10 protein-coding genes are annotated in these 26,752 nt (G+C 59.7%); 1 reads left to right on the top strand and 9 read right to left on the bottom strand.

Going from position 1 to position 26,752, the window contains the following annotated elements; all coding sequences use genetic code 11:
• Positions 1–117: 117 nt before the first annotated feature.
• The gene (locus BACI348_RS06100) at positions 118–5,574 is read right to left on the bottom strand and encodes a PDDEXK-like endonuclease domain-containing protein (RefSeq protein WP_159824407.1); all 5,457 of its coding nucleotides are present in this window, start codon (positions 5,572–5,574) and stop codon (positions 118–120) included.
• Positions 5,575–5,759: 185 nt separating this feature from the next.
• On the bottom strand, positions 5,760–8,150 hold the full coding sequence (locus BACI348_RS06095; protein ID WP_159824406.1) for a HelD family protein: 2,391 nt from the start codon (positions 8,148–8,150) through the stop codon (positions 5,760–5,762).
• Positions 8,151–8,411: 261 nt separating this feature from the next.
• On the opposite strand from BACI348_RS06095, the gene BACI348_RS06090 reads away from it, so the two are divergent.
• A complete protein-coding gene (locus BACI348_RS06090) occupies positions 8,412–11,159 on the top strand; it encodes an ATP-dependent helicase (protein WP_159824405.1) in 2,748 nt (915 codons plus the stop codon).
• Here the strand turns inward: BACI348_RS06090 and BACI348_RS06085 are convergent.
• The 7 genes from BACI348_RS06085 to BACI348_RS06055 form a co-directional block, all read right to left on the bottom strand.
• Positions 11,152–12,453, bottom strand: coding sequence for an AAA family ATPase (locus BACI348_RS06085; RefSeq protein WP_159824404.1), 1,302 nt, complete (start codon positions 12,451–12,453; stop codon positions 11,152–11,154). The two genes, BACI348_RS06090 and BACI348_RS06085, sit on opposite strands and share 8 nt — an antisense overlap.
• Positions 12,454–12,458: 5 nt before the next feature.
• Entirely contained in the window at positions 12,459–13,811 is a 1,353-nt protein-coding gene (locus BACI348_RS06080; RefSeq protein ID WP_159824403.1) for a hypothetical protein, read from the bottom strand.
• 206 nt (positions 13,812–14,017) lie between these two features.
• Positions 14,018–15,178 (bottom strand): hypothetical protein, encoded by a 1,161-nt coding sequence (locus BACI348_RS06075; protein WP_159824402.1) that lies wholly within the window; start codon positions 15,176–15,178, stop codon positions 14,018–14,020.
• Positions 15,179–15,302: 124 nt separating this feature from the next.
• A complete protein-coding gene (locus BACI348_RS06070) occupies positions 15,303–16,523 on the bottom strand; it encodes an exonuclease domain-containing protein (RefSeq protein ID WP_159824401.1) in 1,221 nt (406 codons plus the stop codon).
• A gap of 379 nt (positions 16,524–16,902) precedes the next feature.
• A complete protein-coding gene (locus BACI348_RS06065; RefSeq protein WP_159824400.1) occupies positions 16,903–18,600 on the bottom strand; it encodes a DUF262 domain-containing protein in 1,698 nt (565 codons plus the stop codon).
• A 5-nt stretch (positions 18,601–18,605) separates the two neighbouring features.
• Complete coding sequence (locus BACI348_RS06060; RefSeq protein ID WP_159824399.1) at positions 18,606–23,357, bottom strand: DEAD/DEAH box helicase; 4,752 nt, start codon at positions 23,355–23,357, stop codon at positions 18,606–18,608.
• Between the two features lie 240 nt (positions 23,358–23,597).
• A complete protein-coding gene (locus BACI348_RS06055; protein ID WP_268892380.1) occupies positions 23,598–26,717 on the bottom strand; it encodes a DEAD/DEAH box helicase in 3,120 nt (1,039 codons plus the stop codon).
• Positions 26,718–26,752 lie beyond the last annotated feature (35 nt).

Below are 26,752 nucleotides of genomic sequence, written 5' to 3'. Positions count from 1 at the left end.
TTACTAGGCATGGTGAAGGCGTCCAACAGGGAACAGCAGGTAGGAGCGTGTGACAACACTAGTCGGATTGCCGGACCGATCTGCCCACCGGTATCGTTCACGCTTCAGGCACTCGGATTACTGCGTGGTCTCGTAGGACCCGTCTGGCCTTCGAACGCAGTAACCCTTCTTAGCAGCTCGTAGCAAGCTTCGCTGAAGAGCGGTATGGATGTCCGGGCCCCGTCTTGCCCACCCGAAAACATTGCGTACTGCGACGAGGAGCTCTTCTTCCGTAATTACGATAGCGTCGGCCACCACAAGCCGGACTGCTTCGTCAAACTCTTCTGGTGGGATCGCCCCAGCCTTCCTCAAGTCAGCCACACCCGTTGGGCGCCGCACGTTAACTGCGTCCGCCCCGGCGACCCTGATGAAGCCTTCCTTGTCCAGATTAATTTTCGTTCCGCTAACTCGAGCCAACGACAGCGCACGTTCAACATTCGCTCGAACACGAGATCCGATTCCGCCCGTTCCCCAGTGCTCTCGCAATCGGGCGTGAAATGTCTCGATATGCATCGGGGCTTCGACGCTTACCACGTGACTGGCGTACAAAATGAGGTCTGATACGGCGTCTGAGTCTCCTGGTTGATACCGGTACCGGCGGGGCGGTTGCGCCGCGATTTTGTATGGGACAGTCCAGGCGGGTGGGGCCGCAAGATCAATTTCTTCAAATTCCATCGGCTCCGGCTGTTCGGCTGGGCCGGAAATCGCTGGGATAAGACTTCCACCTCGAATTGCAGCATCCAGCGCCACTTTGAGTGCAGCTTCTTGGGTGGCACGGTCTCGATACCAACTCAGACCCCAGATGCGGTGAATTTCCCAACCCAGGCCGCGCAAAACCGACTCCCGGAGCCGGTCACGGTCGCGCGCGCTTTTGGCAGAGTGATAGGCGGCTCCGTCACACTCGATGCCCAGCATAAATGTTCCGGCTTTGTCGGGGTGGCGCACGCCGATGTCGATTCTGTAGCCGGCCGCACCAACCTGCGAGACGGCGTCGTAGCCCCAGGAACGGATAACCCGCAAGACCTCTTCCTCGAACGGGCTGTCAGCTTCGCCTTCATTTCCGGAGATGTCCGAGGCCAGGGCTGCCCGCCCTCGGGCAGCGAAGTCAAGGTAGTTCTTTAGGTGACGGTTGCCTTCGGAGGCACCGTCGGTCATGTCTCCGGCGTAGAAGGAACTGACAACTTCCACCCGCCGTCGAGCCCGGGTGATTGCAACGTTAAGTCGACGTTCACCGCCCTTGCGGGTTAGGGGGCCGAAGTTCATTGTCAGCTTGCCCAACTCGTCCGGGCCGTATCCAACACTGAATATAATGGTGTCGCGTTCGTCACCCTGCACCGATTCGATGTTCTTGACAAAGAATCCGTGCAGTCGGTCGTGGTCTTCCATGAGGCCCGCAAGTAGCGGTTCATGCTCCGCACGGCGTTCAATGGCCTCAGAGACTGCCTCGGCCTGCTGACTCGAAAAAGTCACCACACCAAGGGAGAAGTCCGAGTTAAGGCGCCTGTGCTCGAGCACGCGGTCAACGACGCGCTCCGCCTCGATCGGATTTCGGCTGCCTGCACCACGTTGGTAAACACCAGCAACATACTCGTGGTGAACGCCAAGGTCATTGGCTTCATGCGTGGCACCGGGAAAGGTGTTGAGCTTCCCCTCGTAAATCCGGTAGTTCGAATAGGTGATGAGGTCTTCGTGCAGGCTCCTGTAGTGCCATGAGAGAGGCAGCGAAACCATGGCACCGGATGCCTTACAGAGATCTAGAACGCTGTCGAAGGTGTCCGGCTCGTCCTCATCGTCTGTCTCTACATCCGCTGAAGAAAAGAACGACGTCGGCGGAAGCTGCTTCTGGTCCCCCGCAACGATCAGCTGCTTGCCTCGGTATATGCAGTTGACCGAATCAGCAGGCATCACTTGCGACGCTTCGTCGAAGATCACGACGTCGAACTCCAGCGTGGGCGGGAGGTACTGGGAGACGGACAGAGGGCTCATCATGAAACAGGGTTTGAGCGCCTGAACGATGGAGCCGGTTTCCTCGAGCAACCGCCTGATCGGCTTGTGACGCGATTTCTTGTTTGCCTCGTGGGCGATCACTGCGGCCGGCCCCGCGCTGGAGCGTGGCCGCCTGGCGACGCAGGCTTCCACGATCGCGCTATGGGCGTTGCTTATCAACCGCGTGTCCAGGTCCTTGAACTGTTCGAGCAATGCCTCCCTGCCAGAGGCTCGGTGTTCGGAGAGCCTGCCGTCTTCTGCAATTACATGCTCAGCCCACGGCTCAAGCGCCGCTCGTTCCACGGCGGGAATGACGTGAGATGAGGGCGCGTGTGAGTCTCGCAGAGAAGCCAATGTCGCTGCGAGGCCGTTAGCGCTCAGCAAAGCATAAAGCTTCTTGTACTCGTACCAAATGTCGACGTCGGCGGCCGGGTCGGCGCCCATGTCGACAAGGAGGACTTCGGCATCTTCGAGATCTCGGTTCAGCTCCGCTCTCAGTTCAACGGAGCGTTGGGGGTCGAAGAAGGCGACAAGGCTGTCCCGGGCTTCGAGCCATTTCCTCTGATTTTCCGCCAAGTCGACGTCGGAGGCTTCGAAGTCCTCGACGAAACGAATGGCGTCTTCGTCGATCGGACCTCCGACGACTTTCCGCACGGCTGATGCCCACTCATGATCAGCAAGCAGCCCCGCCCAGTCTGTACCGCGCGTCCGGTAGCGCGGGCCCAGCGCCTCTGCGTGGCCGGCAGCGGCCTGCGCCGTGGCATCCTCCAATCGGGCAAGGTCGCTGATTTGGCTCAGCGCGGTGCCTGCGGCACCGGGTGTCGCGATCTCGCCGACAAGTTCCATGAGTCGGAGCCGGAGCGGCCTTGCAGCCGAGAAATTCTCCGCCGCATCAGCGAGCCTACCGTGAAGGGTACCTAAGGGGATGTCGCCAATCGTTTCGAGGAATTTTTCACTGAAAAGTGCCAGTGTTTCGTGGCCAAAGCGCTCAACCATGGCCGCGACCTCGCGGGCGAGCGGAATCAGCGCCGCATCAGGGGTGCTTGATCGACTAAGCTGACGGGCCAGCGCGTTTGAGCTAACATCGTCGCCGGCCAGTTTGATGGCGGATCGGGCGACTTTGAGGGCCTGGGCGATTCTGGTGAAGTCCGTTGCTACGCCTTGGTAGTAGCTGCCCAGACGGGGCCCGTATTCCGGTTCACGTGCCGAGAGGTTCTCCTGGGCCGTCTGCCAGGCCAAGGCATCGCCGAGCAGGGCTATGACTTCTTTATTTGCGACGCCTGCAACGGTGACTTCGCGCAGAGTCTTCTTATCCAGCCGTGCTTGCTTGCTCCACAGCTTGAGCCCCCGATGCTGGGTGTCGAAGCGGACTTTCAATCCGTTAATGTCGAGCGCCAGTATCTCGGGACGGAAGGTGGATTCCATCGCAGCCTGGCGCTCACGCACAATCGCGGAGAGCTCGGCCAAGACCCGTGCGCTCTCATCCAACGCACCCTGGACGCTGGGATTGATCCACTGGGGCTCGGGGAGGCTCCCACCTTGGCTCAGCTCCGCCAGCGAGGAAAGAGCGCGGCACTTGTTCAGCGTCAAGGCGTCGAGTTCCACGTCAAAGAGACGCCCCAGGGCTCGGGCCTTTTCCATTATGGAACCGATTTGGTCAGCCGCCGCTGCGGCGCCTTGCTCAACGCCGTCTATCTCAGCGAACGTGAGCTCGTCGAGCGAGCGGGTGAAGAACTTCGGATCGCGCTTGACGAATTCATCGAGTGGAACTTGAAGATCTTGATCGGTCCTGGTCCATCGGTCACCGCAGACTTGGCGCACCCGGTCTTCTCTTGCACTAAAGAGGTGCTCCTCGGCTTCCAGCTTCTCCATCCTCGCCAGCAGAGGCGCCAAGTTGGCGGCCGACAACCAGGCAGGCGGCACTTTGCGGCGGTCCCGGAGTAAGGAAGTGAGAAGTGTCCTGGACTGGACGCCAGCAGAGTCCAGTCCAACTGTCCAGAACGGCATCTGGGCATCAAAGAGGTGGACGGTTCGGAGCAGGCGTTCCGTGGCTTGGGAGAGCGAGCTTACCGCGCTGTCAAGGTCTTTGATTTGGGCCTGCGTTAGCCCTTCGCCGGCGAGTCCCCGCCATGCGAAGGATTCCCCGTCTTCAGCTGGACGCCAGACTTTGGACAGGGACGTTGCCGCCATGTGGAGTTCAGCGAGATCTTCTGCCGAAAGAGACCCGAGCACTTTGGGGTCGCCGGTCGGATAAGCGTCGAAGTCCGTAAGTTGGGCGAGCCTGCCCAGGACGTCGTGGAGGCTCCGTCCGAGGGGCCTGCGGATCTCGTTCATGGCATTGGAGTGGTCGGTTAGGCGCTTCCGGCTCTTGGCAAGCTGAGAGCGGTCTGTGTCCGTGAACGAGCTCTTCGCGACTGGCCTGCGAGTAAGTTCTGCGTGGAGGGTTTGGACTACTTGCTTTCGCGTGGCCTTGTGGCTGTGCAGTTCCAGAAGGAAGGGATCTAGTTGCCGGTTCGTCAAGCGGTCGCGCACGACGTCCAGAGCGGCAGCTTTCTCGCTGACGAAGAGAACTGTTTTCCCAGTCGCTATAAGCTCAGCAATGATGTTGGCGATGGTCTGGCTTTTGCCGGTCCCGGGCGGCCCGTCCATGATGAAGCTTCGACCCTCGCGTGCGGCCAAGACACATTTCCGCTGGCTACCGTCGGCGTCGAGGATGCTGTGCAACTTCTCCGGCGCCAGGTGGGAATCTAGGTCTTCATCTGTTACGGGGTCAAAGGAGAAATCGGACGAATGTGGGGCTTCCGGTCCGAGAGCCATCAACTGGATCATGCCATTGGCGACAATCTTCGCCTCGTTCTGCTCAAGGTCGCGGTACATAGCTTCCTTGTGAAAGCTGAAGATGGACATCACGACTCGGTCATCGACAGTCCATCCCGGTTCGTGCGAGACTGCTCGGCGAACGCCGGAAAGGACTTTTGAAACAGTAAGGTCGTCAACGTCAAGCTCCGGCAATTCGACGGCAAAGTCCCGGCTGATCTTGAGCCCGAGCGCTGTATTCAGCGCAGGCTCGTCTTCGGTTCTGCGCAGTACGTACTGCTGGCCTTCCTTCACGAGCCGGACGGGCACCAGAAGCAACGGGCTTGATATTTTCTTGGCGTCGGCGGGATCAATCCAGTTGAGCATGCCGTAGCCGAGATACAGGGTCCAAACGCCTCGATCGGCGTATTCCTGTTCGGAGCGTTGGTGAAGGCGTTTGGACGTACTGAGGACTTGGGCGGGTGTCTTGGCCGCAATCCTAAGAGTTCGAGGTCCGCGTGTTGGCAGGCCCATTCCTGCGGCGGAATCGTCTGCGGCTCGTTCAACGGGCACCCCGCTTTCAAGGATCACGTCGCCGTCGTTGACAATGGCTTCGACGTCCAAGCAACCAGGTTCAACTATTTCGAACGTTCCGCTCTTGGGATGCTGAAAGTAGACCAGCCTCTGGCGCCTGTCGATTGACAACAAGTCATCGCGCCACCGCTGCATCTGCAACGCGAGTTTCTTGTCCAAGACGCCTTTGCCTGTCGACACGACTCCCCTTGTCTTCCGAACCGGTCGGATTGTTTACTACGCCACTTACCTGTCGAACCGGCAGGCTTCAATCATCCACTGCAGAATATCTGGGTCGCAGCTCCATTTGGCCCGTGGGTTCACGTGGGCCGTGAATGGTTAGCGACTCGATACAAATGCCTGCGTCAGGCTCGATCATCCAGTTTCATGCGTGCCAATTCTTCCAAGACGGCAGGAACCAGCTTGGCCGGCACGTTGTCCGTCAGTTGCGCCGAGAAGAACTTCGCCCAGTGAACTGCCATTGCCTGCTGCATCCCGTCGAGGCTCGCCATTTCGTTGCGCACTTGGGCCTGCTCTCCGGACGCTTCGGGGAGCGTCGCGGCCGCCCCTGCTACGAGAGCAGGGTCAGCCGGAGCCGTGCGCGGCGATTCGGCAGCTGCGGCCTCCGCGTGTGGGCCGCTGGAAGTCGTCGAGACCACGGGCACGTCGATGTCCGGCGCGCGTTCGTCGTTCATCGCTTCAAAAGTCTCGTCCTCGCTTCCGCCAAGAAGCTTTGGCAGAGATCCGGAGGGATAGATGACGTCCAGATGAGTCGTGGTGCGAGTCAACGCGATATAGAGCATGCGTTCGCCGTGCGGCATGTCCAGAATGGAGGCGGGGTCCACCACAATGACGGCATCAAATTCAAGTCCCTTGGCGTCTTCCGGCGTAACCAGGTTTATGGCTGTCGAGAGTTCACCCTCTGTCGACTCGCTCCACTGAAGGTCATCGGTTCGGAACGCTTCACGAAGCCCGGACCACAGCTGGACGGGAGCAACCACCCCCACGAAACGGCCCCGCCCGCTGTGCATAAAAACTGTGCGGGCCACTTCCTCCGCCAGCTCTCCGGCCGGAACAGCCGCGAATCGTGGCGCGTACTCCACGTCCCTTAGGATTCTAGGCGGCGTGACGGATGGCGCAGCGGACTGCAAAATCGGCAGTGCCACGTCAAACACTTGCTTCGGGACGCGGTAGCCATGTTCAAGTTCTGCGATCTGCGAAGTCACCTGAGCAGGGGTTCCCTCTCCCAGAATGGCGGCGATGTCGTCCCATGAGTCCCGCGAGTAGGGGCCTGTTGACTGAGCGATATCGCCTACCACCGTCATTGAGCCGTTCTTAGATCGACGGCGAATGGCTCGAAGCTGCATCTTCGACAAATCTTGGGCCTCGTCCACCACGATGTGCCCGTAAGTGCGCGGCGCTTCCCTCATCGCAGCCTGCGCCTCGTCCAGCAGCGCCAAGTCGGCCGTTGTCCATGGTTCATCAGAGACCTTCTCGGCCTGCTGACGGTAGAGCAGCTCCATCTCGTCCGGTGCCAAGTGCCCCTCGGCGGCTCGCTTCATCCGTTCCCTGGAACCAAGGAGTTCCCTGAGGAATTGCTGGGGCGTGATCTGTGGCCAGATCTTCTCAACTTCCGCATCCAGTGCTCTAAGATCCAGAAACTGTTCAGGCGAGACCTGGCGGATGTTGCCTAGTTGCGGGGCGCAGAGTTCAACCAGCCGCTGCCGGAATCGACGTCGACCGCTTGCAAATGAGTCGAATTGGAGCGTCTTCAGGACTTCGGCGATGCTGCTCGCGGGCACGGACACCGTGAGCACTGTGTTCCGTCGCTGAATTCGGATGTCTTCAGATGGCACACGGATGCGCTGCTTGAGCGCTCTTTCGAGGACCTGGCTCATTCGGGCCGAACCCTTGACGGCTGCCACGGCGCGGCTGTCTGTGCCGGTCAGTTGAACTTCGTTGGACAGCAGGTTCTGGAGTGCCTGCTGGACCACGTCGTCGTCGCCCAGGTCCGGCAAGACCCGCCGGATGTACCTTGTAAACGTCGGGTTTGGGCCCACCACTAGGACGTCCTCCGGGGGCAGTTCGTCTTGGTAGTTGAACAGCAGCCACGACACCCGGTGAAGCGCGACGGCGGTCTTGCCGGTTCCGGGCCCGCCCTGAATGATCAGAAGTTGATCCTTATCTGCTCTCACTAACCTGTCCTGCGCGGCCTGGATTGTCTTGACTATGTCCGTCATCTCAGAACCGCGCTTGCGGGTCAGGGACTGGAGCAGCGCATCCCCTGCGTAGCTGTGATCGTCAAGTTCGCTAACGGCCTCGGCCAACACCTTGTAGACGATGTCTTCGAAGCTCGATATCTTGTTGGCTGGCGCGTGGAAAACGCGCTTCCGCCGAAGCCCGAGAGGATCGTGCACCGATGCTTGGTTGGCCACCGCAGCTGCGGGCGCCTGCCAATTGACAACCAAGAGGTTCTTTTCTTCGTCGAAGATCGCAACCTTACCGATGTAGAGCTTGTCGCCGTCCTCGTAGTCAATCCTTGTCAGCGCTACGGGGTCCTCAGGAGACGCGATCTTCCGCTTTTCCATGGCGTTCTTGTAGGCGCGGCGTTCGACGGCGGTTCCGGCCGATGCGCCTGCCATGGACCACGCGTTGTTCTGTCCGTCTCGGTACAGTTTTGCCCGGTCGAAGAAGGTCTGCTCGAGTTGAAGTTCAGTTGCCTTCGAGAGGTTGCCGACGCCGGTGTCCACGCTCACTATTTCCCCCAGTTTTGTGGCCCTCGGGCCGCGCTATGTAACGCTATGTAGTTGGTAACAATGTATCGGCGATCACAGACATTTATGCAACCGGCGCCACCAAACCCTCGCATAGGCGACCGCTGTTGGAGCACCTTAAACACCAACTCCTTGCTCGCAGAGTTCCTGCCAAGGCGTGCATGAGCCGAGAGAATAACCGACACTGCAATCCGTGAAGTTGCCCTCCGAATTTGGGGCCGCTCCTGTACTACATTGAGTCTCATGATTGATGCGGTGGACACCATTCCCACCCTCGCGGGCGAAGCAGCCGAGGCGGTCGCCCACCGCGGTGGGCACGTTCAGATTATTGCTGCGGCCGGCTCCGGGAAGACTGAAGTCGTCTCCCAAAGGGTTGCTTCGCTGCTTGCCGAAGGCGTAGATCCTGCGTCGATCGTGGCCTTCACCTTTACTGAGAAGGCCGCGACCGAACTCAAGGAACGAATCCGGGAGCGAGTGACGGCCAAAGTCGGCGAGTCCGCTACAAACCAACTCGGCAAGCTCTTCGTCGGCACGATGCACGCCTATTGCTTCCGGTTGCTGCAGTCTTATGTGCCGACCTACGAGACCTATACACCGCTAGACGCAAATCAATTGGTAAACCTGCTCTATAGGGAAGCTACCCGGCTCGGGTTGAAGCGCTTCGACAACTCAGGCAGGCTCTTCCGCGGGGTTGAGGCGTTCCAGAAGAGCGTCGACATAGTCGAAAACGAACTCCTCGACGTCGACCAGCTGGCTGGGGGCGATTTCAAAGACACGCTGGTCAAGTACTACGACATGCTCGACAGTTACCGGTTCATGTCGTTCGGCACGCAGATCGTTAGAGCAATCGACGCACTCAGGGATGCCAGCGTGCATGCCAAGATTACCGCAGACCTCCGGCATCTAATCGTGGATGAGTACCAAGACGTCAACCCCGCGCAGGAAGAGCTCATTAAGTTACTGACCAGGCCGGACGGCAACGCCGACTTGGTGGTGGTTGGAGATGACGACCAGGCGATCTATCAGTGGCGTGGGTCCAATGTAAAAAACATCGTGACCTTTGCCGAGCGGTACGACGGCGTCACACAGTTCCATCTCCTCGTGAACCGCAGATCACGCCCCGGCATCGTCGATCTCGCAAACGCATTCGCCAAGTCGATCCCAGGACGGCTACCCAAGGAAATGGGAACCCATCGGACCGCCAATGGACCGGCCGTCTCGGTCACCGTCGGACTCGACGATGAGGTCGCTGAGGCCACTGCGGTCGCCCAGGACATCCGACAGCTCCATGCGGAGGGAGTTCCATACCGGGACATCGCGATTCTGGTCCGGGGCAAGGTGGCCTATGCGAAGCTACTGGATGCTTTGGAGACATCAGGCATACCGGTACAGCCAGGGGGCCGGACCGGCCTGTTTGAGCAACCGGAGGCCGCGGTCCTAGGTGCGACCTACGCCTGGATGTCTGACGTTGAGTGGGCGCCGGGACGCTACGTCACGCGCGCACGCGTCACCATCGACGGCCTCATGGACACCTACGCTCAAGTTTTCGGCCTCGGCGGCCTGATTCTCGGAACGGTTCGAGAGCACCTAACCAAGTGGAAGGCACAGACTCGCGAGAAGGACTTCAACGTAAGCCTCGTGGGGGACTTCTACGAACTGGCCGGGCTGCTCCGTCTCTCCGAGTGGGATTTATCCGACGAGAGACAGCGGAACCGACTGGGTACCATTGCGCGGTTTACCAACGTGCTCGCTGACTACGAGACGGTCACTAGGAGGTCTCGGCGAGACGCGGGCGCTCCAGGCGAGCAGGTTGGGGGCGCGATTGGTGACGAGTGGTTCTACCGCAACTTCGCGCTCCTGTTGGTGAACTATGCGACCGGAAACTACGACGACTTCGACGGCGAAGATGATCTCCGAGCTGACGGCGTGGCCCTGGGTACAATCCACGGTTCCAAGGGCCTGGAGTGGCCCGTTGTTTTCCTTCCGTCTCTGACCAAAGCGCGGTTCCCTACAACCAAGGTCGGTACACCACAGAATTGGCTCGTTGACCGCGGACTCTTCGACGCCCCCCGGTACGAGGGATCGGATGCCGACGAACGCCGTTTGTTCTACGTAGCCGTGACGCGGGCCCGCGACTGGGTATCACTGTCATCGCACCAGCGAGTTACTACAAAAAGGACTCACCCCTCCCCCTACTTAACTGAATGCAGTGAACTGGTTGAGAACGCAGGACTCCCCACCAGCGCGCTTGCGAGTGCATTCGACCTTCCTGACCTTGCGATCACCTACAGCGATCTCGCAGCCTACGCAGCTTGCCCCCAAAGTTACCTCCTGAGAAGGGAACTTGGTTTCATGCCGCCGGTCAAGGCCGAGCTTGGATATGGCAACGCCGTGCACCACGTCATGCGGGTGCTCGCGGAGCACACCCAGGCTGTCGGCCAGCTGCCATCGCCACGAGTGATAAACGACCAATTGACATCAGATTTCTTCTTGCCGTTTGCCAACAAGGCAGCACATAAGGAAATGCGCGAAAACGCGCGGCGTCTGGTCTTCAAGTACGTCACCGACCATAAAGAAGACTTGCTGCGCACTTGGGCAACCGAACGTCCATTCGAGCTTTGCCTCCCCGGCGTCGTCGTCAGCGGACGCGCCGACGTCATCTACGACGCGCACGACGGTGTCCCGAACAACCTTGCAATCATCGACTACAAAACCTCAACAGGCGGCAGCATCGAACCGCTCCAGCTCCAGGTCTACGCTGGCGCCGGAAGGCGAGAGGGGCTGACAGTCGGGGCTGCCTTCATCCACGACATGGGCAGCACAACCCGACACTCAGTTAGCGTCGATGACGCGGCAGTCGCGGCCGCCGAAGCCAGAGTACTGATCGCAGCGGAAAGCCTGAAGCAGCGAGAATTCATGCCGCTTCCCGACACCAAGAAGTGCCGCAGCTGCGACCTCCACAAAGTCTGCGGCGCGGCAAAGCTCAACTGAACGGACGGACCCGGCCCTGATCAACGAGGGCTTGCCAGAATCGGAAATGAGCATCGTGCCCTCGACCCACCACGTCCGGCCGCCCTGGAGCCTGCTCAGCGCTGGGGACGTAATTCGAGAGCGTTTCGCCCACGTGATCGCGGGTAAGGACCACCAGCGCCGCCTCGTGTCTGGACGCCATGACACAGAGCCTGCCGGTCTCCAGATCGAAGGAAGACGGGTCGGTAACTCCCGAAAGGGGATGGATGGTAATCATCACAGGGCGCTCCAGACCTTGCCAACGTTCAGGGGTGTCGACCCGTATGCGAGAGCCCCATCTGGACAGGGCGGACGTGAGCGCGGCGTTCATGACGCGATGACTACTTGAAACCCCGATGTCGCCCGGGGTGAGGGTCCGCGGGGTGCCGTGGCCGTCACGGACCATCGCGCGGGTGTCCAAGAGATCTGCGACCACGTGGCCTGCCATCTGTGCCAACTCCTGATCGACCTCCATCGGTGGGCCCTGGGGCGCGGTGGGCAGGGTCAGAGCTAGCGGTCGCCCGTCGCTGAGCTTCCCCAGCTTATGGCCCTCAGGCAAGTCAATCCCCCGAGTTGCGGCCGGAACATACGCCGCGAAGTCGAAATCGTAGAAGGGCTTGACGAAGGCCACTGACTCATGGGGAAGCCGGCGGCATGCCGGTAGAGAACCCACGAATCGAACACCTTCTAGGGTGGGTTCCGCCAGTACGATCGTAGGCGCAGCCTCATGGGGCGCACGGGGGGAGGTCTCCCATCGGCGCACATCAATGGTTACTACCGGCGGAATCTGGCCAGGGTCGCCGATCATGAGGAAGTTTCTGCTCAGCAGGGCGCACTGCATAAGGTCAGCCCAGCTCATCTGCCATGCCTCGTCAACGGCGAGAAGATCGAAGGGAACTGCGATATCGGTCAAGGACCACTTTGCTGTCGTAGCTACGACCAAACCAGGTTCAGGGGGCAGCGCATCCTTGTCGCTGGTCCAGAGCACCGAACCGGGAAACCCATCTGGTGCATTATTTCCCTTGCTGGCAAACCGGACCGCAGGAACGTTGGGGTAGGCCAGAGCGACGCGTCGGCAGATATCATCCGCCTGGCTGTTGGTCTGTGCTGCCACGGCGATTCTCGACCCTTCGGCAACCAGCGCAGCGAGCACCTCTATCAGCATGTAGGTCTTCCCTGACCCCGGCGGAGCCTTGACCACCGCAAGTTTGCCGCCAGTCACGAGGTAATCGATAAGCGCCTCGCGAAGCTGGGCGTACTCGTCGTCAATGTTCATAGTGTTCATAGGGCATGGCCATCCTCAAGCTGCCGGACATCGTCGACCAACCGGTCTGCGTCGCCATCATCTCCAGCGATTTCCATCTGTGTTGGGGCTTTGCCGTGAGTTAGCCAGGCGCCCGGCCCATCCTTCGCCTTCCAGACGCGGGTGCTCCGGCGTTTGGTCAAGTCGGATGCATTACTGACCACAAAGGCGACATCCTCACCCACCCAAGCAACATCCGCCGGCTTCGCCCCCAACCCGCACGCCAAAGCCATTGTCTTTCGACCGGTCCACTCGATGGTCACTTCTAATACGTCATCGATCACGTTGACTGACGTAATCGTGACCTCATGACCGCGCGAACCATAGGGCGCCAGGCGGCCGTTTTCGCGCAGTCGATGGGGCTGCGCAGGATCCAAGTGAAGAACCCAGGTTGGGGTTCTTGTCCTTCCGGAACCTAGGTCAACCACGCGGGCGACGCTTGCTCGGAGTGCCTTTCCACTGTCCAGTGCTTCCCTAAACAACTCTGCGTCGTTATGGATCAGATGGCCGGTGTAAGCTTCGTCCGCCGCCGCATGAATTAGGTAGCGCGAGGCGGCAGACGAGCCGTGGAAGTCAGTCTCCGGGTGAGCAATGTAGGCTGGCCCCTGACTCGGGTCATTGTGGCGCAGTTCAATCCGCTGGTGTTGAAACCAGAACTCTTCATGAGCCTCCCTCACGAGAGCAGTGACCCCCGCGTTGACAGCTCTGTCGTTGTTGGCCAAGACCTGATACGCCCGTTCCGTGAGGTCCCAGCGACGTCGCAGTTCAAGCTCCAAGATCACACTAATGCCGTCCACAGCTCCAGGATCGGTACCTGCGCTCCTCGAGATTTGCCACTTCTCGACCAAATCACTCAGCTGATTTCTCTCGAGAGCGGGGTCCATTGTGGGCGAGACGGTAAGACTTTCAGCTTCGGAAGCGGCCTTCATCCTCTGGTCCCGATCACCGTCGGTGTTCAGCCAGGCCAGCTGATATCCAAGGTGGGCGGTTCGGACATCCTGGGCGGGATATACGTAGGCCTCGCTCAGCGCCGCACTGGCATTGATAACGTGCTGGCAGCCTTTCCGTGAGGTGTCGCGGAACATCCAAGCCGAGAGTCGGCCGAGGGCACGCAGAATGTCCCGGTTGGCTCCACCGAATTTCGTCTGGGAGTAGGCGTAACTGAGATGATGGAGCATGGCGACGTGTTGACCGTTCGGCATCCACACTTGCCGAAGGTCGTCTGGCTTCGCCTTGTCGTCCACGGGGTTATAGGTCCAGTTGTGAACTCGCATGTGCTCCAGCAGATCCTCAGCAAACTCTGCAGAGAGCGTCGCGACGTCATCGCGCACACGTCCGTCTGGAACTGTTGAGACCTTCGGTTCAGACCCGATATGACCCCAAGCGATGCCCCAAGGTCGAGACTCACCTGCCATCCGCACGAAAGCCACGACCATTGCCTGTTCCGGAGGCACGACGGCGTGGTGAAGCGTGTCATACCGCGGTAATGGGCGGCCAGCTTCCCAGGCCCTCAGTTTCCTGCTGATCTGGCGGGCCGTCATGACAACCCCAGCTGACGCTGAAGATCGTACTCACGGTCATCGACAGGCACTGCTCCATTAAGCAATTCGAGGGCACGTGCCACCGGAGTTTCACCAAGCAGCCGTTTGGCTTCCATGCCGAGGACTATGGCGTCGTCAGCGTCCAGAGCATGTTTATGGCACCTCGGGGCAAGGTCGCAAAAAGACAAGCATGCCTCCGAGTAATTCGTGTCTGCGTCGAGCACTCGCTGTATCAATGTGGGATTGTCAGCCGCGAAGTCATCGGTGCGGACAAGTGAATGTGCCACCTCCTCAAGCCGCTGGAATCCGCGCTCCGCGCGAATCGCTTGGTAGGTGAGATCTTCTCCGGCCCTAACGGAAGGAGAGTTAGATCCCGGCCAAGTGAACACGAGAAAGCCATCGGTCGCGATATCAATATCACCGGCAAGACCTAATTCCAGAACTGCCAACTCAAGAGCATGTCGATACACACCGGCCTGCGCCCGAGCCGTCGCGATTTGATGCGGCTCTGTGTGCCCGCCACGATCTGGGAAGACCTTGATCTCACCAACAGTGACGCGCGGACGCATCGCATCGCCCAGGGTCACCGTCACGGCATCAATGATTAACAGTGCTTCCGGGAGGATAACCCCCTTTGGGATCCTAATCATCGGAGCGGCAACCAAGGATTCCGCGGTGCCAGGGTCGCATGCAATCCTCTGCAACCATTCCTGGGTAAGGCGCAGTGCCTCGTCCACGGTCGACACGTTCTGGCCGCCGTTCATTTTGAGGCGGAGGTCGAGGAACCCGGAAGAACTCGGCAGCAGGCACCCCTTCGTCTCAAGCGCCTGGCGAAGTCGCGCGGCCTGTTCGACGAACAGGCCGGCCTCGAACCGGTTTCCTCGAGCGATGGCAAACGGCGATTGGCCAAAGCTCGGCGACAGTCCGATCTCCCGCGCGGCCGCGTCGAGTCTGACGTTGTGAACCGCGGATAGCGTGTTGGCGTCGCAGGAAGGGTTCTTCGCCCACTGCTCGAACCGAGCCCTTGTGTTGCGTCTCGCCTCTTGGCGTACTTCGTCGACCTCTGCCACCGCGATCTCTCCTGTCGTTGCCGAGGATAGACGGTCTATAAACCACTCCCCCAATTCAACGGCCAGCCTATCGAAGACGACCGACATTTCCGGTTCATCCAGCCGCAGCTCGGGATAATAGAGAGCCTAAAATTGCCTCAGGCGGTCCTGGTGCCTCAAAGACTCCGATCCAAATCCTCGGCTACGTTTCCGTGTCATCAAGGAAAGCGGGTTACGTATTCAGTAGCTTGGACAAATAATTCTCTCCCACAACCGGAATTCCGTAGCCGCGCGCCTTCTTGGCTTTGCCCGAAAGACTGTCGGGGTCAGCCGCTACCAACAATTTCACTGCTTTGGTGATCGCCGGATGCGGGACAAACCCAGCAGCCCGGAGGTCAGCCTCAATGCCGCTACGATCCCGCGACATCTCGCCCGTGAGTACCACTTTGTCGCCGGCAGCGAGCACCAGCGATTGGACTGCGGCACCGGTTTCCGCATCTTGTCCGGCGACAGGAGCCACGAGCCCGCGAGTTATAGATTCCTGGCTGATGTCGAGCAGGTCACCGACAATCCGAAGGTCCGCTTCCTCCTCTGCAGTAACCACTCCGTCATCCCAGGCTGCGGCGAGCATGGAAATCATGTACTTGATGTGGAGTTGTTCAGCAGTAATTCTGCTGATCCCTAGGGAAACGGCAAGGTTCACCAGCCCATCTGCCTCGGACGCCGAGATCTGACGGTCCATGAGGGCGCGATCGAGCATTGCCAGGTAGGCGTTGTGTTCGTCCGGGCCCGCGACTTCGGGCAGGCGGCTCACTAGCCTTTCCAGGAAGTGAGGCTGCGGCTCAGCCGCCAAACGGCGGAGGGCAGGTTGGCGGCGCTTCGGCTCCACAGCCGGCCAGGATGCAAAGTACGCCCGGTCCAGGGCGCTGAACCACTTGGGGTTGTCGGAATCCATGCGGAGGTAGTTGCTCAGTACGCGAGCGGCGGCTTCCGCGTCGTCACCGGCGCTGTGCGCGTTCTCCAGATTCAGTCCGAAGCTGTCGCAGCAATCTTTCAAGGAACGGCCGGCCCCCGGGAGGTAGCGCCGGGCCAGTTTCATCGTGCACAGGCAGTCATGGACCTCGAACGGCAGCTCGAGGCCGGCGCGGCCCAGTTCGTGCGAGACGAATCGAAAGTCGAAGTGAACGTTGTGCGCGACCAACACGCGTCCGGCAAGCAGGTCCATCACATCGTGTGCGATGTCCCCGAACACCGGCGCATGGAGGATGTCCGCCGCCCGGATGCCGTGGAGGTGCTGCGGCCCCAAATCCCGCTGCGGGTTGACGAGAGTTTCCCAGCGGCTGCCGACGGTGCCGTCCGGCTCCACGTGTACGACGGCGATCTCAGCAATGCGGTGGCTCCCCGGAAAGAGGCCGGTCGTTTCGACGTCAACGACGGCAAATCCTGCGTTCATCTGTCCCCCAAACTTCCATTTGCGCGTTCAAGTGTGCTTCCCCAGACATGGCGGCCTTCCGATGTAGACGGCGTCTATCTGCGCCGGCCCTTACCCGGTAGCCCCCCACTTATGGTTTTGACACTGGCAGGTCCGTCAGACACAACGACCCCATAGACCGATGGCTTCGCTTCATATAGCAGCGGTGCGACCTCGATCTTTTCCCCCTCGCGGGGCGACTCAATCTGCATTGCCGAGTTGCGGCATGCTTCTAGGCCTCCGGGTGACTGATGCGAATAGATGCGTCCGGTCAGTAGATTTGTGCGCGTAGTAGCACCGCACTCCTGACACACAACCGCCGCTGAGTTCGGGTTTCTCACGGTCAACAACCACTCTGCCGTCAGGAAAGGGACCACAGGGTCGATAGGTTGTCTACCAACTTCTGCTGGCGATCTTTCAGTACCGCGGGAGTCCACGCCGGTGTCCCGTTGACCTGGATCGTCAGTGTGAAGGGGGCAGAGCCGTTTGGACCAGAGAAGTAGCGGGACTTCTTGTGTTCGAAATCGCGATTGGACGCCTCAGCGTTCTTCCGTCGGTTTAGCAGAACAAGATTGCCCAGCCGGTGCGTCCACTCAAGTCGTTCTTCATCCGTGAAGGTGTTTCTCCATTCCGAAGCCTGCTTCGGATTTTGCGGCAGTACGTGTTCGACCGTGATGATCGGGTGGTCGTAAGTGACTCCGGAGTTTCCGGTCAACGTCTCGTCCAGACGGAGAAGAACGTATTTGACTACTCTCTTCGCTTCGTAGATTGGGCCGGAAAGCGCAACCAAAGCTTCGTGCCGTTCGAGTGGTTCGAGCTCCAGACTAGGCGAGTTCAAGCCAAGACCAGCATCCAACTCCTTAAGCAAATTTGCGTAGCGTTGTGCACGAGGAGTTTGGTATTCCCGCCGGATCAACATCGTGGCGGCGAGTCGCTCAAGCTTCCCCAGAAACGCGTCCAACCATTCTTCGTTGTTTCCGTGGTGACGGAGAGCCCAGAGGACCGGAGGGACCCAGTCTTGGTTGTCGAGCTGACCGAACCTAAGCAGCCATTTATTGATGCGGTCGGCGGATCCAGACGACTGATAGCTTCGGTCAGCTACCGTGCCATACGCCTCTGCATACGGCAGCAGGACCCCATCGATGAAGGATGCGGCTGTCCGTTCGCGGAGGTACGGTTCAAGGACCTGTTCCCGGAACTCCTTCAATATTTCCTGACGGCCGCGGACCTTGGTCACGATCATCCTGATGTGTTGGAAGAGATCGGAGAAGCCATCGCGGCCGAGCTCAACTTCTGCCACTTCCCACTTATCGGCATATCCACCACGAACGCTCTCCGGGACGCGCCCGATTAGCTCAGCTTTGAAGATGTCCGCGGCGGAGAGATCTAGACCTCGGGCGTTCATAACGCTAAATATGCGGTGCGCGCTGTCCAGATCCTCGGTGGAGACCATAACGAGGAATGTCCTCAGCGTCAGCATCATGATGAGGGACATTCGCTGTTCCTCACTCAGCTTCACGAGCTGGTCGTGCAGCAGCTTTGCGTTATCGCGGATTGCTTTCTGGGCGTCCGTCTTGAGCTGGACGTCCGGGACGCTCAAGAGCTGTTGGAGCTTGCCTTGCTCTTGAATGTACGAAGCGAAGAAGTCACGATCCCGAGCCCTCAGGTGAAGTCTCGGGTTGCTCGCAATGCCTGACGTGATCTTGCCGGGCTCGACAATATACTCATGCATCTCTGCCCGTACCTGCGAGTTCTCGCTTAACTCACGGAGGACCGAAAGCAGAATGGACAGGGTCGTCAGCCTTTGCTGGCCATCAATAACGTCGGCCTTGGGATTTCCCTCTTCTTTAACCAGCACGAGCGACCCAAGGAAGTAAGGCTCGTCAGGGTTACGCTTCTGGGCTTCCATTATGTCGGATAGCAACTGACTCGTCTGCTCGCCGCCCCAGGCGTAGGGCCGCTGGTAGTCCGGGATAGAGAATTCAAACTGCGGGCTGAAGATTTGGCTCAGAGGCTGTTCCGCAGCATGAATCTTGCTTTTAACTGTCTTTTCAACCATGGCTGCTACTCAGCGATCTCTAGGGCGGGCAAGTTTGCGATGATCTTATTGGTTTCTACCGACACTGTGACGATGCGCTTGATGAGATCCAGGATGTAGCGGGGATTGCCGACCTCGCGGCAGTAGTCGTTAGGGTCGTTGGTGATCTGGGAGTCCTTGTGGGTGGTGACCTGATAGCGGTCAATGACCCACTCCAGCGCCGACTTTCCATTGACCTGGTAGTCGAAGGCCTCGTCCGGGATGCCGGCGAGGGTGATCCGCTGGTTGTAGACGATCCTTGAGCGGTCCTTGCGGGCCCCGAAGGAGAGCTTACGCACCCGGTAGAAGTCGTAGAGGTCGCCCGCCGGTTCGCCTTGAACAATCTCCTTGACCGCGTACGGCTCGACGGTTTCGTAGTTGAGGTGCAGGTCGGCGAGCTGGCGGCCAGCTCCGCTGAAGCCCCAAAAATTCTTGACCTTGGGGATGCGTGGCAGCATCTTTACCAAGTCGGCTTTAAACCTCGCCTTGTACGTCGGGCTGTGCAGCAGTCCGTAGACGTAGTAGAAGATGTCTTCCTTGCTAATCTGGGAATCCTCATAGAAGCTGCGGTAGGCCGACAGCGTCGAGTCAGTGATGTTGTCCTTACGACGGTAACCGTCGACACCAATTTCCTCGGCGTTAGCGAACAGGTCCTCTTGCGCGTTCTCCACGGACGGCTCGTATGTGTAAAGGCTGAAGCATTGGACAATCTGGGACGTAAGGTCTGGAAGTCTGTCCATGATTAAGGCTTGCCCGTTAGTCCTGCCTGGGCCGGGCAACGTGATCGCAATATTTGGTACACCATCAGCAGGAAACACCTTGGGCAGTTGATATGTCCTGTGGTTCAACGTGGAGTCATAGTAGACGTACTGCTTGGTGAAGGGCCGATAGTTGGCAATGCGAACCTTGTCCGAGTCAAAATCCAACGACCGGCCTCGCTTGAAGACCGCTTCAAGACTCGATGACCAACTGATCCTTGTGGGATCAAGATCTTGGTTTCCAGCGGCAACACACGCGTTATAGTTTGAAACCATTCGAGACACATTCTCTCGCACGGATCTTGCCGAATAGCTGTAAACCCAACTGTCACGGTTGGTCTGGAGCCCTCCCGAATAGACTTCGAAGACGCTCGGATTTCCCGATCCTGCCTTAGGTGTCTTAAGCCCGATGGTTTGGAAGGAGTCGTAGCGAACGTCCCGGAGGTTAATCCAGTCGCCATGCCCGTCAGGCGTTACGGATTCCCAGTCGGTGCCTTCGAGGGACTGCTCCGTTTCCAAGATGTCGAGTTTCTGTTCTCTAGTGAGATAGTCACCGATGTCCCGGTACTGAATGTCGGCCAGCCCATCGCTTTCAGAATTCTTGATCAGGATAGCGATTGATATTGGAGTTCGAGCTCCACCACCGAAGACGTTGCCCGACTCCTTTCGGCGTTGCTCCCCTGATGTTCTGGCATTGCCTCTCAGGTTGTATACGAAGATCCGACTGAACTCACTGGCGAATGTCTTCCTTATGCCGTCTGCAGTGTTGCCATCGATAAAGCTGCCATTGGAAACGAACGCAATGACACCGTCGTCCTTGATCCGATTGGAAGCCCAACGGATCCCGCGGATGTAGGAATCGTAGAGACTGTTCTTATTCGTGCCTGTGGACAGCTTCGCATACGTGTCTGCTATCGAGGCATCGAGGACCGGATACTTCTGGTTCTGGTTGTTGTCGTTGGCCGTACTCTGTCCCGCGGAGTATGGCGGGTTCATGACAATGACCTTGATTTCCGCGTCCTTTTGTCGCCGCACTCTGTCCGAGTTCTCGGGGAAGAACTCGCTAGACTCAATCTGCCCGTCCGCCTCGTTGAGCTGGAATGTGTCCGTCAGGGCAATTCCGTCGAACGGGACATAACCGTGGTCAAGCCCAAGGCGTGAGGATTCTTCCGCGAAGACGGTCTCGATGTTGATGGCGGCGATGTAGTAGCTGAGCAGCACGATTTCGTTGGCGAAGAGCTCCTGCGTGTACTTGCGGTGCAAGTCCTTCGGTTTAATTAGCCCGGACTGCAACAGTCGCGTGACGAATGTTCCGGTACCTACGAAGGGTTCGAGAACGGAAACGCCCTCGTCGGAAAGGGACTTGCCGAACCCCAGCCGCAGGGCAGCGTCGGCGGATCGAAGGATGTAGTCCACCACTGGTACCGGCGTGAAGACGATGCCGAGCCGGTCTGCCACGCGAGGGAACGCGTTCCGGAAGAAGTTGTCGTACAACTCCAGAATGATCTTCTGCTTCGCGGCAGCGTTGTCGATGGACTTCACCCGAGCACGCACGGAATCGTAGAACTTCTCCAGACCGGCGCGTTCCTTCTCGAACGCCGAGTGATCGTCAAGCTGGTTGAGGATGTTCTGCATCGCCAGGGACACCGGGTTGTGTTCGGTGAAGTTGGAGTCCGTAAACATGGCATCGAAGACAGGCTTGGTGACCAGGTGTTGGGCGAGCATTTCGACGGCCTGAGCCTGGTCTATGTCCGGGTTCAGGCTTTCCTGAAGACCCTGGATGAAGTCATCGAAGGCTTTGCGGTGCCCGGTGTCGGCCTGTTCGAGCAGGTTGTTGATCAGGACGATGTGCTTGTTGGCGATGTCCGCGATGTCCTTGGACCAGTCCTCCCAGTACATCCGGTTGCCGCACTTGTCCACGATCTTTGCGTAGACAGCGTCCTTCCAGTCGTCTACCGGGAACTGCAGGGTGGGCTGTTCGTAGTCCTTGTCCTCGGGCTGAACGTGTTCCGGGTCGCCGATGCCCGGACCCTTCTTCTTTTTCGGCGTCAAGTCCACCGTCTCGATCACGATCGATTCGGGGGCATTGTGGTTGAGCTCGATCTGGTTGATCGCGGCATCCATGCGCTCGTCATGGGCGCGCAGGGCCTGGAGGACTTGCCAGACGACCTTGTAGCGGGTGTTGTCCTTCAGGGCCTCGGAGGTGGACATTCCCTCTGGGATCGCGATCGGCAGCACAATGTAGCCGAACTGCTTGCCCTTGGCAATGCGCATGACACGGCCCACGGCCTGGATCACGTCCACCATGGAGTTCCGCGGGTTCAGGAACAGCACCGCGTCCAGGGAAGGCACGTCCACGCCTTCGGTGAGGCACCGAGCGTTGGTCAGGATCCGGCAGGTGGGCTTGCCGCCGTCGTGGCTAATCTCTTCTTTCAGCCAGTCCAGGCGTTCGGCGCGGGCGACGGCGTTGAAGCCGCCGTCGATGTGCTTCACCTGGACCTTGAGGTCATCGGTGGGATCGTCGTTCTCCAGGTTTGTCAGGTGCACCCGGACGAGCTCTTCGAATTCGGATTCGACCAGCTTGGAGGACTTGATGTCGCGGTTGAACGCGACCGCGCGCTTCATCGGGGCGCGGTCGTTGCCGAAAGATGTCTCATGCGTTCCTGAGCGGCGCTTGGCCAGACCGTTCCAGCAGCCGATCAGCTTGGCGACGTCGTCGATGTTCAGTTCCATGTTGGAGTCGGCGAGCTGGTCTTGGAAGGAGGACACCACCTGGGTTTCCTCCACGCCCAGGACCAGGACTTTGTAGTCGGCCAGGAGTTTGTTCGTGACGGCTTCGCCGAAGCCGATCCGGTAGAACACCGGGCCGTACATGGTCTCGTCATCCATGGAGCACAGGATGGCGTCCTTCTCCATGGCCGCGTTCTTCGTGTCGTCGTTGAAGAGGCGCGGGGTGGCCGTCATGTACAGCCGCTTGCCGCCGGCGATGACGTCGTTGCGGTGGACCTTGACGAAGTGCGACTCCTCGGTGCCGGCCAGGGTGGCTCCGGTGGTGCGGTGCGCTTCGTCGCAGATGATGAGGTCGAAGTCCGGCAGACCGGCCTGCTGGGCCTGGGCGACGGCGTCGATGGACTGGTAGGTCGAGAAGACGACCGTCATCCCCTCGTCCAGTTCCTTCTTCCCCATGGCCTCGACGAGGGTTTTGCCGTCAGTAGTGGCCGGGATCTGGAGGTCATGAATCGCTACGTCGGTCAGGTCCGAGTTCTTCTGCCGCCCGACCTTCACGTCCGAGCAGACCGCGTAGGCGTGCATGGGCTGCTCGGTCTCGTCCGACCACTCCTTGAGAGACTGGGACATCAGAGCCAGGGACGGGACCAGGAAAAGGATCCGGGCGTGTCCCTCCATCTCAGCGAAACGCTCGGCTACCTTGAGCGCCGTGAAGGTCTTGCCGGTGCCGCAGGCCATGATCAGCTTGCCCCGGTTGTTGTCGATGAATCCCTTCATCGTGGCAGTGACTGCTTCGTGCTGGTGCGGGCGCAGCTGCTTCTTCTCGTGCAGCTTCGGAGCCTTGGACGGATCCGTCAGCTCATACGTGGACCAGTCAATGTTGGAGTGGCGGAAATCCGAGAGTCCGATGCGCTGAACCGGAATGTGCTGGCTGTCCAGCATCTCCTCGGCGTTCTGGGTCCACTTCGACGTCGTCGACACAATCAGCCTGTGAGTGAACGGCTCTTTGCCCGAGGCCGAGATGAACGAGTCAATGTCGCTCTTCTGCATGGTGTGGGTCTCGGCGTAGAACTTGCACTGGATCGCCGTGAACCCGCCGTCCGCGCGCTCGGCCACCAGGTCAATGCCCGTATCCGGCTTGCCGTTCCGGCCCGGCCAGTCACGCCACAACCAGACGTTCGTGTACTGGGGCGCCTGGACCCCATCGTGTTCCAAATACTGCTCGATCAACTGCTCAAAATAACTACCTTTCATCCGCTCCGAATCAGCAAGACCACGGTAGGAATCAAGAAGCTGATCAAAAGTAGTCGACACAAAGGCCCCCAGTGGCAGTCAGGCAATAGAGAACCGGCACGGGGCCGGCACCCTTGATCTTAGGACATGGGTTAGAGTGGCGACGCCATTCGGTCCTCGCGTCGCGAAAGCCGCCGGCCCCGGTGCGTTCAGGACGTCAGCAGTGGCGGCATTGGCAGCGCGGTCAGGAGGCTTCATTCGTCATTGAGCCACCGCAGCAGCCAACGCATACACGTCCGCCGGCATAGGCCGGTGCAGCTTCCACGTGATCGCGATCGGCTTCTCCCCTGCATGCTGTACATAGTCCACCTGCCCGAGACACGTATACGGAACGGTCAGCCCGGTCTCGTCCTCTGAAGTATCTCGAGTGAAGATGAGAATCTTCGAGCCGTGCGAAGTCCGGTCAAGGTAGCGCCGCCCTGTCGGGCTGCTTGGTGACGTCGCATTCTGCGACTCCCAGTGGAACAGCTCCGGGCTGATCGCATAGTCCTTGTACATGGTCGTGGCCGAGTGCTTCTTGTCGTCCTTGTTGAGCGTGACAAAGAAGGCGTCGGTTGACGTGGCCGGGCACCAGGCCACGCCCTCGCGGTGCTGCACGTTCTTGCCGAGCTCCAGCGACCCGTACTGCAACGCTGCCAGAACCTCTTCGCGGCGGTAGGTGGCATGCGAGAGCAGCGGGATGTGCTGCAGCCCTGCGCCAAGGCTCTTCGCTGCATGTTTCGATGCCGCCACTCCCAGCTTCACCACCTGGCGGATCTCGCGGCACACAAACTGGTAGCCGCGCAGGTAGTCGAGTCCGGCGTCGTACGTCTGAAACCCGCCGCCGTCGTCCCAGAGCGTGTAGAACAGCATGCGGGCGAACGTCTGCTCCCGCATGCCAAGCTCCGCATAGCGGGGCGCGTCTGGAGCGACCAGCTTGGAATAGGCGTCGGTACGTTCCGGATCGTCGACGTGGATCAGCGCGGCCATCCGGCCGAGGAGCTTCTTCTCATCGGCGTCGGAGAGCTCCTCGATCTTCCCCCGAAGCACAGTCTCCAGGGGCGAGTAGCCTTCGATCAGCCCTGCCTGCCGGAGGTAGCCGGTCCATGAGTCCCTGGTGGACCGGTAGATTGTCTTCATGTCATTCCCCGACCGCTCCAGATAGGCCTCCAGCTCAATCTCGGCGTACGAGGCGATGTCCCGGACCAGCTGTGCCCGATTGAACCGCAGCTGTGCCTTGATGTTGTCCAGGACCACCTTCTGCGCCACCCGGTCCAGCACGATCTGCGAGCCGGAGGGCAGGTACGGGAACTCGTCCTCGACAGCCTTCTCCAGCTCCTTGCGCCCGTAGCCGGTCAGCGCCCGGTAGCGCAGGTCAAAGCGGAACTCGCGGCGCTGCTGGCCGATGAAGTCCAGGACCGTCAGCACCGCTTTGCCCTCGGCACGGCGCAGCCCGCGGCCCAGCTGCTGGATGAAGACCGTGGCACTCTGCGTAGGCCGGAGCAGCAGGATAGTGTCCACCTGCGGCAGGTCCAGGCCTTCATTGAAAAGGTCGACGGCGAAGATGCAGTTGATCTCCCGCTTCCCCAGGCGCCTGAGGGCTTCCTCGCGGTCAGCATTATCAGTAGTGCCGTCGACGGCAACGGACGCAATGCCGGCCCGGTTGAACACCTCCGCCATGTAGTGAGCGTGCTGCACGGAGACGCAGAAGCCGATGGCCCGCATCTGGTCGGTGCTGGTGACTTTGTCCCTGAGTTCGCGGATCACCTTGGCGGCGCGGGCGTCGTTTCCTGTGTAGAGGGCGCTCAGCTGGGTGGTGTCGTAGCTGCCGCGCTTCCATTCCAATTGGCTCAGGTCGACGTCGTCCGAGACGCCGAAGTAGTGGAACGGCACCAGCAGGTCAGCATCCAAGGCGTCCCAAAGCCTTAGCTCGCTGGCCGCGCGGCCATCGAAGAACTGCTTGGCGACGTCCACGCCGTCGCCGCGTTCTGGGGTCGCCGTGAGTCCGAGGAGCTGCTGCGGTTTTAGATGGTCCAGTAGGCGGCGGTACGTGGGTGCCATGGCGTGGTGGAACTCATCGATGACGACGACGTCGAAGAAGGCAGGCTCCAGCTGCTCGATTCCGAGGGAAGACAGCGATTGGACGGACGCGAAGATGTGTTTCCACTCTTGCGGCTTGTGGTCCCCTACATAGAGTTCACCGAAGGCACCGTCCTGCATGACATCACGGTAGGTGCGCATCGCTTGCTTCAGGATTTCCTGCCGGTGGGCTACGAAAAGCAGCTTTAGGTCTCTGCCGGCAGCCTCGCTTAGCCGTTTATAGTCCAGAGCCGCGATGACTGTTTTGCCGGTGCCCGTGGCGGCGACCAGAAGATTGCGGTTGTAGCCCTTGAGCCGCTCCGCTTCCAGGTCCTCCAGCATCTCCTCCTGATGTAAGAACGGCTGAACCTCGAGCCCAGTGGCGGCGTCCGGGGCCGAGGTACGACGTCCGCCGTTGCGCTCCAGTGCAGCGTCCAGCTTTTCGCCGTCGCGTTCCGGAGCGTAGCTTTGGAAAGCTCGCTGCTCCCAGTAGCTGTCGAAGGTGACCTCGAACTTCTGCAGGAGGGCGGGGGTTGCGACGGAACTAAGCCGGACGTTCCATTCCAGCCCGTCCAGGAGGGCAGCTTGGCTCAGGTTGGAGCTGCCAACGTAGGCGGTGTCGAAGCCGGTGTTACGGCGGAATAGCCAGGCCTTGGCATGCAGCCTTGTGGCCTGGGTTTCGTAGCTGATCTTCACCTCGGCCCCGTACCTCTTGACGAGTTCGTCAATGGCGCGGCGTTCGGTGGCGCCCATATATGTGGTGGTGATGACCCGGAGCCTGGCACCTCGTTCTCTGAGTTGCTCTAAGGCAGGCTCCAGGAGCCGCAAACCAGTCCAGCGGACAAAGGCGCAGAGAAGGTCGACTGTGTCGGCGGACCCGATTTCGGCCCGGAGTTCTGCGGCCAGGTTGGGTTCGTCCTTGCTGTTGGTGAGAAGCGCGGAGTCGCTGAGCTTTATCGTGGGCCTGCGGAGCTGCCGGCGCGTGATTGCATCGGGGCGATGGAGTGACTGAAGTTGGGCCGGGCCGTCCACTATTCGGTCCGTGGTGCTCAGTTCTTGGAGAAGCCGGTTAGCTAGGCCCACCCTGAGGGCTGGCTTAGCTACTGCCAAGGCTTGCCGGACGGCATCGGAAACGTGCCGGGTCAGGATGTCTGGGGCATCTTCATCTTCAACCTGCAAGAAGATGGGCTGATGGTCCAAATCGCTATTTAGACGATGCGCGAGCGAATCTGTACTGAGCAATTCATACAAGCCGGGAGGCAACTGTCCCTGTTCGCCGTCAAAGTTGATCACTTCGC

It is taken from the genome of Arthrobacter sp. 9AX, from assembly GCF_902506095.1.
Taxonomy (GTDB): Bacteria; Actinomycetota; Actinomycetes; order Actinomycetales; family Micrococcaceae; genus Arthrobacter.
This window is presented reverse-complemented; position numbering and strand designations above follow the sequence as displayed.

Bases quoted from the DNA above. Each gene is read 5' to 3' on its own strand.
- BACI348_RS06075 (WP_159824402.1), bottom strand. From the start codon at position 15,178: ATGTCGGTCGTCTTCGATAGGCTGGCCGTTGAATTGGGGGAGTGGTTT.
- BACI348_RS06085 (WP_159824404.1), bottom strand. From the start codon at position 12,453: ATGAACATTGACGACGAGTACGCCCAGCTTCGCGAGGCGCTTATCGAT.
- BACI348_RS06060 (WP_159824399.1), bottom strand. From the start codon at position 23,357: ATGAAAGGTAGTTATTTTGAGCAGTTGATCGAGCAGTATTTGGAACAC.
- BACI348_RS06070 (WP_159824401.1), bottom strand. From the start codon at position 16,523: ATGAACGCAGGATTTGCCGTCGTTGACGTCGAAACGACCGGCCTCTTT.
- BACI348_RS06090 (WP_159824405.1), top strand. From the start codon at position 8,412: ATGATTGATGCGGTGGACACCATTCCCACCCTCGCGGGCGAAGCAGCC.
- BACI348_RS06065 (WP_159824400.1), bottom strand. From the start codon at position 18,600: ATGGTTGAAAAGACAGTTAAAAGCAAGATTCATGCTGCGGAACAGCCT.